Origin of the sequence: uncultured Roseicyclus sp. (assembly GCF_937892565.1) — a bacterium.
Lineage (GTDB): Bacteria > Pseudomonadota > Alphaproteobacteria > Rhodobacterales > Rhodobacteraceae > Roseicyclus.
Genome location: NZ_CALAHQ010000001.1, coordinates 1 through 8,627, shown reverse-complemented (window position 1 = coordinate 8,627; position 8,627 = coordinate 1). Strand labels below are relative to the sequence as shown.

General features: G+C 65.5%; 9 protein-coding genes. 5 read left to right on the top strand and 4 right to left on the bottom strand.

The genetic code is table 11. The features are described from left to right. Positions 1-222, top strand: a 222-nt coding sequence (locus tag Q0094_RS00045) for a P-II family nitrogen regulator (RefSeq protein WP_297613907.1), incomplete at its 5' end; no start/stop codon positions are given. Between the two features lie 36 nt (positions 223-258). Beyond that, positions 259-1,596, top strand: coding sequence for an ammonium transporter (locus tag Q0094_RS00040; protein WP_297613905.1), 1,338 nt, complete (start codon positions 259-261; stop codon positions 1,594-1,596). A 108-nt stretch (positions 1,597-1,704) separates the two neighbouring features. Here Q0094_RS00040 and Q0094_RS00035 read toward each other — a convergent pair whose 3' ends face one another. After that, positions 1,705-2,625, bottom strand: coding sequence for a rhodanese-related sulfurtransferase (locus tag Q0094_RS00035; RefSeq protein ID WP_297613903.1), 921 nt, complete (start codon positions 2,623-2,625; stop codon positions 1,705-1,707). A gap of 76 nt (positions 2,626-2,701) precedes the next feature. Between Q0094_RS00035 and pncA the strand changes: the two genes are divergently transcribed. Beyond that, positions 2,702-3,307 (top strand): bifunctional nicotinamidase/pyrazinamidase, encoded by a 606-nt coding sequence (pncA, locus tag Q0094_RS00030; RefSeq protein ID WP_297613901.1) that lies wholly within the window; start codon positions 2,702-2,704, stop codon positions 3,305-3,307. Positions 3,308-3,311: 4 nt separating this feature from the next. Here pncA and Q0094_RS00025 read toward each other — a convergent pair whose 3' ends face one another. The 3 genes from Q0094_RS00025 to efp all read right to left on the bottom strand — a co-directional run bounded on the left by Q0094_RS00025 (position 3,312) and on the right by efp (position 6,259). Beyond that, entirely contained in the window at positions 3,312-4,349 is a 1,038-nt protein-coding gene (locus Q0094_RS00025) for a YeeE/YedE thiosulfate transporter family protein (RefSeq protein WP_297613899.1), read from the bottom strand. Positions 4,350-4,548: 199 nt separating this feature from the next. Then, entirely contained in the window at positions 4,549-5,682 is a 1,134-nt protein-coding gene (locus Q0094_RS00020; RefSeq protein WP_297613897.1) for a class I SAM-dependent RNA methyltransferase, read from the bottom strand. A 10-nt stretch (positions 5,683-5,692) separates the two neighbouring features. Next, complete coding sequence (efp, locus tag Q0094_RS00015) at positions 5,693-6,259, bottom strand: elongation factor P (RefSeq protein ID WP_297613895.1); 567 nt, start codon at positions 6,257-6,259, stop codon at positions 5,693-5,695. A gap of 88 nt (positions 6,260-6,347) precedes the next feature. Here efp and epmA point away from each other — a divergent pair, with 88 nt between their 5' ends. Next, complete coding sequence (gene epmA / locus Q0094_RS00010; RefSeq protein ID WP_297613893.1) at positions 6,348-7,355, top strand: EF-P lysine aminoacylase EpmA; 1,008 nt, start codon at positions 6,348-6,350, stop codon at positions 7,353-7,355. 49 nt (positions 7,356-7,404) lie between these two features. Then, positions 7,405-8,627: nicotinate phosphoribosyltransferase (gene pncB, locus Q0094_RS00005; protein WP_297613891.1), on the top strand; the 1,223-nt coding region annotated here is incomplete at its 3' end.

Here is an 8,627-nt window from a genome sequence, read left to right as displayed (position 1 = left end):
TCCGGTCACACCGAAATCTATCGCGGCGCGGAATACGCCGTGAACTTCGTGCCGAAAGTGAAACTCGAGATCGTGGTCTCGGACGGCATGGCCGACCAGGTGGTCGACACCATCCAGAAAACCGCCAAGACCGACAAGATCGGCGATGGCAAGATCTTTGTTCTCGATGTGGAAAGTGCCGTGCGCGTGCGCACCGGCGAGACCAATGACGACGCGGTCTGATCCGCGCACCCTTTCGACGAAAAGGAAATCGTAGACATGCACACCAAATATCTCCTGCCGCTCGCAGCTGTGGCAACCGCCGCGCTGCTGCCAACGATGGGCCTCGCGCAGGACACCGCCGCGGCCGCCGAAGAGGTCGTCGAGGCCGCAGCCGCGGTCGACAACGCCTTCATCTTCAACACTCTGCTATTCTTGATCAGCGGCTTTCTCGTGTTCTGGATGGCCGCAGGCTTCGCCATGCTCGAGGCAGGTCTGGTCCGGTCCAAGAACGTGACCATGCAGCTGACCAAAAACATCTCGCTCTTCTCGGTCGCGGCGATCATGTACTGGCTGATCGGCTACGGCATCATGTATCCGGGCGACAACTGGCTGGTGCAAGGCTGGCTCGGTCCGTTCTTCTCGCTTGCCAACCTTGGCGGCGATCCGGCGCTCGACGTGGGCTATGCCACCGGCTCGGATTTCTTCTTCCAGCTGATGTTCTGCGCCACCACCGCATCGATCGTGTCGGGCACGCTGGCCGAGCGGATGAAGCTCTGGCCCTTCCTTGTGTTCGTGGTGGTGCTGACCGGCTTCATCTACCCGATCGAAGCGTCGTGGCAGTGGGGCGGCGGCTGGCTGTCGGAAGCAGGCTTCTCCGACTTCGCAGGCTCGACCCTTGTGCATGCCGCAGGCGGCGCTGCCGCTCTGGCCGGTGCCATCATCCTTGGGCCGCGTATCGGCAAATACAAGGACGGCCGCGTCACGCCGATGCCAGGCTCCAACCTTGCCCTGGCCACGCTCGGCACGTTCATCCTGTGGTTGGGCTGGTTCGGCTTCAACGGCGGTTCGCAACTCGCCCTTGGCACCGAGGCTGATGCCAATGCCGTCGCGATCATATTCGCCAACACCAACATGGCGGCGGCGGCTGGCGCGGTCACCGCACTGATCCTGACCCAGCTTCTGTATGGCAAGGTCGACCTGACCATGGTGCTGAACGGCGCGCTGGCTGGCCTCGTGTCGATCACTGCCGGTCCGCTTGACCCAACGCTCTTCGGCGCGCTGTGGATCGGGGCCATCGGCGGTGTGATCGTGGTTTTTGCGGTCCCTATGCTCGATAAGCTCAAGATCGACGATGTCGTCGGTGCCATCCCGGTCCACCTGCTTGCAGGGTTCTGGGGCACATTGGCGGTTCCTTTCTACACCGAGGGCACCAGCTTCGGCACGCAGATTTTCGGCTTCGTCGCCATCGGCGCATTCGTCTTCGTGACGTCGCTGATCGTGTGGGTGATCTTGAAGGCAGTCATGGGTCTGCGCGTCAGCGCCGAAGCCGAGGTCAATGGTCTCGATGTTTCGGAACTGGGCATGGAAGCCTATCCTGACTTCACCAAAGGCTGATCCGTCTCCTCCCTTCGGATCAATCCTGGGGGCGCCTTCGGGCGCCCCTTTTTTCATGGCGGTCCCATCTTCGGGCACGCCATCCCCCATGCGTCAATGCCCCGTGCGTCAATCGCCGGTCTCGCCCAAAGCGCCCAGATGGCTGGCACCGCGCGCATGGGCCAGATCGATCTGGCGCTGGCGTTCGCGGAACCGCGCGCGGTCCGCCGGGCCATAGTCATCCACACACTGGTGGCACTGCACGCCCAACTCAAAGTCCGCCCTCGCGCGATCCTCGGGCAGGATCGGTCGCCGACACGCCCGGCACAGCTCATGGGGCAAGGTTTCAAGCCCATGGCCAACCGCGACCCGCTCATCGAAAACGAAACAGCCCCCTTCCCAAAGGCTGTCTTGTTCGGGCACCTCCTCAAGGTATTTCAGGATGCCGCCCTTGAGGTGATAGACCTCCTCCACGCCTTGCGCCTTGAGGAAGGCCGTGGATTTCTCGCAGCGGATGCCCCCGGTGCAGAACATGGCGATGCGCTTGTTGTGAAACCGGTCCTTGTTGGCCACCCACCACGCGGGAAAATCGCGAAAGCGTGTCGTGGCCGGATCCACCGCGCCACGAAACGTGCCGATCGACACCTCGTAATCATTGCGCGTGTCGATCACCGCCACATCGGGCGCGGAAATCAGCGCGTTCCAATCTTGTGGCGCCACATAACTGCCCACAAGATTGCGGGGGTCGGTGCCGGGCACGCCCATGGTCACGATCTCGCGCTTCAAGCGCAGCTTGATCTTGCCAAAGGGCATGGTCCGGGCCGTGCTTTCCTTCCATTCCAGATCGCCACAGCCGGGCAGGGCGCGGATATGGGCCAGCACCGCATCTATCCCGTCGCGGCCACCCGCGATGGTGCCGTTGATCCCTTCCGTGGCCAGCAACAGCGTGCCCCGGACCGCGTGCTGCTCGCACAAGGCCAAAAGCGGCCCGCGCAGCAGCGCGGGATCGGGAAAGGTGGTAAATTTGTAAAGGGCCGCCACGGTGATCATGTCTGCCAGATACGCGGTTGCACCTTGCCGCTCAACCCGTAGGCTGGTGCCACCTGTTTTTGGCAAAGGCCCCAAGATGCGCAACGCGACCGCAGCCCTGATCGTCATCGACCTCCAGAATGATTTTTGCCCCGGCGGCGCGCTGGCCGTGCCGGGGGGCGATGCCATCGTGGCAGGCATCAACGCGCGGATGAATGATTTCGGCGCCGTGATCTTGACGCAAGACTGGCACCCGGCCGACCACCTGTCCTTTGCCAGCCAGCACCGGGGCCGCGCGCCGATGGAACTGACCCAGATGCCCTATGGCCCACAGGTTCTGTGGCCCGACCATTGTGTGCAGGGCACGCCCGGCGCCGATTTCCACCCCGCGCTCAACACCAGCCGCGCCGATCTGATCCTGCGCAAGGGCTTTCGCCGCCAGATCGACAGCTATTCGGCCTTTTTCGAAAACGACCGGGCCACGCCGACCGGGCTACGGGGCTATCTGACGACGCGCGGCATCACCGATCTGACGCTTGTGGGTCTGGCCCTCGATTTCTGTGTCCATTACTCGGCGGTCGATGCCGCACAGCTTGGGTTTGCTGTCACCGTCCAGCAAGACCTCTGCCGGGCCATCGATCTGGATGGCTCGCTGGCGGCCGCCCATGCCGGGTTGCGACAGGCGGGCGTCGTGCTGGCTTGAGCGATCACTGCGCGGCCAGCATGCCCCGGTTTGCGCCCCGCCGGGCCAGCACCGCATCACCGGCATAGATCCCGGCGACCACCGCGCCAAAGGCCATGATTGCGCTGATCCCCAGTGTCGGCAGCCCGGCCAGCCCGGCCCCGACCGTGCATCCCCCCGCCAGAACCCCGCCCAGCCCCATCAGAACCGCACCCCCAAGGCTGCGCCCCATCTGCCCGGCACCGCTGAACGCTTCGATCTGGAACTGCCGCGACCCCAACGCCGCCGCAAGCGCGCCCAAAAGCACGCCGCCCACCAGACCCACGCCAAAGCCCGCCGTCGTGACCTGCGCCGCGATGCCCCAGAACAGCGCATCCGCCCAAGGTCCGGTAAAGGCCAGCCCCTGCAAGGCGATGGGATCAAATTCGTCAAACAGCACGAAACCCGTGCCGATCCATGCCAAGGGCACCAATGCCCCGATCAAGGCGCCACCCAGCAACATCGCGCCGCTGGCTTGCGACCGGATCACGATCAACAGCGCCAGCCCCGCGATCACCACGGCCCAAAGCCAGCCCGCCCCCGGCAATCCGTCCAGCGGCACGACCACAGCGCTCAAGGCCAGCCGCAGTGGCGCAAGCGCGCCCTGCAAAATGGCCTGCGCCGCCAAAGCCGCCACGATGATCGCCACCAGCGCCCGCAAATTGCCCGATGCCGACAGAACCGTCAGCCGCGACAGGCACCCGCGCGCCAACACCGTGCCAAAGCCGAACATCAGCCCGCCCAGGATGATCGATGCCACCGGCACCGATCCGGCGGCAAAGCGATGCGCCTCGAACGACACCAGCCCCAGCGCCACCGCGCCCTGCGTGCCGATCACGGCGACGCCCAACGCCATGGCCCAGACGCCCCGCGCGGCCCCGCGCTCGGCCCGAGACCCGACAAGGGCACGACGCAGACAGAACCCTGTCAGCTGCGCCAGCACGCCAAAGGCGAGGCCAATCATCAGCCCGAACCAGACCGAAGCCGCCTGTGGTGTGATCCCAAGACCCAGTGTTTCGAACATCGCGCATCCCCGCCGGGCCGATCTGGCCCCCGAAAGCGCGACCTAGGCGCGCCCAGACCCTTTGGCAAGGCGCGTATCCGGAACAAAATAAGACATAAAGGCGCAATCAAGGAACGCATGTTCTGCCATGGATCCGATCTCACAACATAACGGGCGCTTTGTTCCAGAAACCCTGACGCCGGTCCCTATTGTGCAGCCGTCACGCCACCATGCCCTGCCACAGCCATACCTTGGTGCCTGAATGATCCACCGGCCCCACCGCGTCCAGCCCCAGACCGGTCGCCTGTGCCAAGCCTTTGTCGCTGGTCACGATGCCGACCCGCCATCCGGCGAACCGCGCCTTGAGCGTCGACCCCAGCGCGCCATAGACCGCAAAGAGCAACTTGCGCTCCCCGATCCGCGCGCCATAGGGCGGGTTGGTCAACACGATCCCCGGGCCCACCCCCTCGGGCGGGGTCAGATCGCTGACCGCCTGCCGCTCGAACCGGCACAGCGCGCCAAGCCCCGCCCGCTCGGCATTGCCGCGCGCGCCCCGGATCGCCCCGTCATCGCGGTCAAAGCCGAAAAACCGCGCGCCCCCATCTTTGCTTTCCAAATCCTCCGGGGAGCGCGAGGGGCAGAGCCCCTCGCTCCCGCCCCCCACCAATTGCGCAAAGGCGAAATCCCGTGACCGCCCCGGCACCAGATCGGCGGCGATCTCGGCTGCCTCCAGAATGATCGTGCCCGAACCGCACATGGGGTCGATCACGCATTGCGAGCCGTCAAACCCCATCTGCCACAAGAACCCCGCCGCCATCGTCTCGCGCAGGGGGGCCTTGCCCACGAATGTCTTGTGGCCCCGCCGATGCAGCGGTTCGCCGGTCGTGTCGATGGAAAGGGTGCACAGATCATCCTCGATCCGCGCCTTGAGCACGACCGCCGCTTCAGCGGCCACGCTGAACCCCGCCGCCGTCAGCGCGCCCGCAATCCGCTGGGCGGCGGCCCTGTCGTGATAGATCTTCGAGCTTCGGCACACGGCCTCGACCCTGACCGGAACATCGGGGCGCAGCCAATCGCCCCAGGCCAGCTTGCGCGCCCGCTTGTCCAGCTGCGCCAGATGCAGCGCCCGAAAGCTCGCCACGCGCCACAGCACCCGCACGGCCGTGCGCAGGCTGCGGTTGGCGCGCGCCGCCTCGGCCAGATCGCCCAAGACCTCGACCCCGCCGGGCACGGCCTTGATCCCCGCAAAGCCCGCCCGCGCGGCCTCGGCCGCCAATGCCGCTTCCAGCCCGGGCTGGGCCACCAGAAACAGACCGCCCGGCGCCGTTACCGGGCCGGGCGCGTCATCGGACATCGCTGATCCCTCAGTCCTTGGCCCGCTCGACATAGGTTGCGTCCTCGGTGTTCACCACGATCCGCGTGCCCGGCCCGATATGGGGCGGCACCATCACGCGCACACCATTGCCTGCAATGGCAGGCTTGTAGGACGAAGACGCCGTCTGCCCCTTGACCACCGGTTCGGTCTCCATGATCTCGACCGTCACCTTCTGCGGCAATTCGATGGCGATGGCGATCTGGTTATGCACCGACAGATGCACCGACATCCCGTCTTGCAGCCAGACCTTGGTGTCGCCCACCACGTCTTCGGTCACGGTGATCTGCTCATAGCTTTGCGGATCCATGAAATGGAACCCTTCGCCATCGGCATAGAGAAAGGTGAAAACACTGTCTTCCACATGGGCGCGCATCACACCTTCGGTGGTTTTCCAGCGCTCGCTGACCTTGGTGCCATTGTCGATGCGCCGCATGTCCACCTGGGTCACGGGCGTGCCCTTGCCGGGGTGGAAATTCTCGGCCTTGAGGATGACATAGAGAACGCCGTCGATATCGACGACATTGCCCTTGCGAAGCTGGGACGCGATGACCTTCATGAAGCCCTCCGGGTATGATCTCGCTTGAGGGCCTGCCGCCCCCGCGTTAGACGCAGCCGTTAGCGCATCCGCCACGAAAGGGCCAGACATGACATGGTGGCACCGCGACAGCCATGCCGACCGGCGCCCGATGCTTTTGGCCCGTGGCCGCATCATGACCGCGATCCGCGCCTGGTTCGCGACCCAAGGCTTCACCGAGGTCGATCCCGCCTATCTGGTCACATCCCCCGGCAATGAAACCCATCTGCATGCCTTTGCGACCGTGGCGATGGATGACGCGCTTGTCGCACGCACCCGGTATCTGCACACCTCGCCCGAGTTTGCGATGAAGAAACTGCTCGCGGCGGGGGAGGAGCGGATCTTTACCCTGGCGCGCGTCTGGCGCAACCGCGAAGGCGGCCCGCGCCATGCCGTCGAATTCACCATGCTGGAATGGTACCGCGCGGGCGAGGGGTATGAGCGCCTGATGGAAGATTGCGCCGCCATCCTGCGCATCGCCGCGACCGAGGCCGGGGTCAGCGCCTTTCGCCACCGCGACGCAACCTGCGACCCGTTTGGCCCCCTCCGCCGCACGAGCGTGGCGGCCGAGGCCGCGCGCCACGGCGTCGATCTTCTGGCCACGCTTGACCGGCCCGGCGATCTGGCCGCCCGGCTTTCGGCCATCGGCATCGCGCCCGGCGCCGATGACACATGGTCCGACCTGTTTTCGCGCCTCCTGACCGCGCGGATCGAGCCGGGTCTCGGGCCCGGCCCCGTGATCCTCGATGCCTATCCGGCCCCCGAAGCCGCGCTCGCCCGCAAGAACCCCGATGACCCGCGCGTGGCCGACCGGTTCGAGCTCTTTGCCTGCGGCGTGGAACTGGCCAATGCCTTTGGCGAATTGACCGACGCCACCGAACAGCGCAGGCGCTTCACCGCCGATATGGACGCAAGGCAACGCGTCTACGGCCAACGCTACCCGCTTGATGAGGAATTTCTGGCCGCGCTGGCGCAGATGCCCCCGGCCGCGGGCTGCGCGCTGGGCTTTGACCGGCTGGTGATGCTGGCGACAGGCGCCCCGCGCCTGTCCGATGTGCAATGGACGCCGCCCGCCTAGACAAGCGCGCGCGCCCTTGATCTAACCTCCCCCGACGAGGAGCCTGCCCATGGTCGACATCGCCACCCGCGTGCACAATCACAAATGGAAGATCGACCCGATCGTCCGGTCGCTGATCGACACCGATTTCTACAAGCTGCTGATGTGCCAGTCAGTGTTTCGCAACAAGCCCGACACCACCGTGACCTTTTCGCTGATCAACCGCACCATGCGCGTGCCTCTGGCCCAGCTGATCGACGAAGGCGAGTTGCGCGAACAGCTTGACCATATCCGCACCCTGCGGCTGACGCGCGGCGAAAGCACATGGCTGCGCGGCAACATGTTTTACGGCAAACGCCAGATGTTCACGCCCGGCTTCATGGAATGGTTCGAGGCGCTGCGCCTTCCGCCCTACCATCTGGACCGCGTCGGCGATCAATACGAGCTGACATTCGAAGGCGCATGGCCCGAGGTGATGATGTGGGAAATCCCCGCACTCGCCGTGCTGATGGAGCTGCGCGGGCGCGCCGTGCTGCACAAGATGGGCCGCTTCGAGCTTCAGGTGCTCTATGCCCGCGCCATGACCAAGCTGTGGGAAAAGATCGGGCGCCTCCAGCGCATCCCGGGCCTCAGGATCGCCGATTTCGGCACCCGCCGCCGCCATTCCTTTCTCTGGCAGGACTGGTGCGTCCAGGCGATGGAGGAAGGGCTGGGCGCGGCCTTTGCCGGCACCTCCAACTGCCTGATCGCGAAAAACCGCGACCTCGAGGCGATCGGCACCAACGCCCATGAACTGCCCATGGTCTATGCGGCCTTGGCCGACAGCGATGCGGCGCTGGCCCGCGCGCCCTATGACGTGCTGTCGGACTGGCACGAGGAACATGACGGCAACCTGCGCATCATCCTGCCCGACACCTACGGCACGGCGCGCTTCTTGCAAAACGCCCCCGACTGGCTGGCGGGCTGGACCGGCATCCGCATCGATTCGGGCGATCCCGTGACAGGGGCCGAAACCGCGATCGGCTGGTGGCAATCGCGCGGCGAAGACCCGCGCGAAAAGCTGGTGATCTTTTCCGACGGGCTGGATGTGGACGTGATCGAGGCGCTCCACACCCGCTTTTCCGGCCGCGTCCGGGTCAGCTTTGGCTGGGGCACGCTGCTGACCAATGATTTCCGCGGTCTGGTGGCGGACGACGCCCTTGCCCCGTTCTCGCTGGTCTGCAAGGCTGTCGCGGCAAACGGCCGGCCCACGGTCAAGCTGTCCGACAACCCCGAAAAGGCGATGGGGCCGGA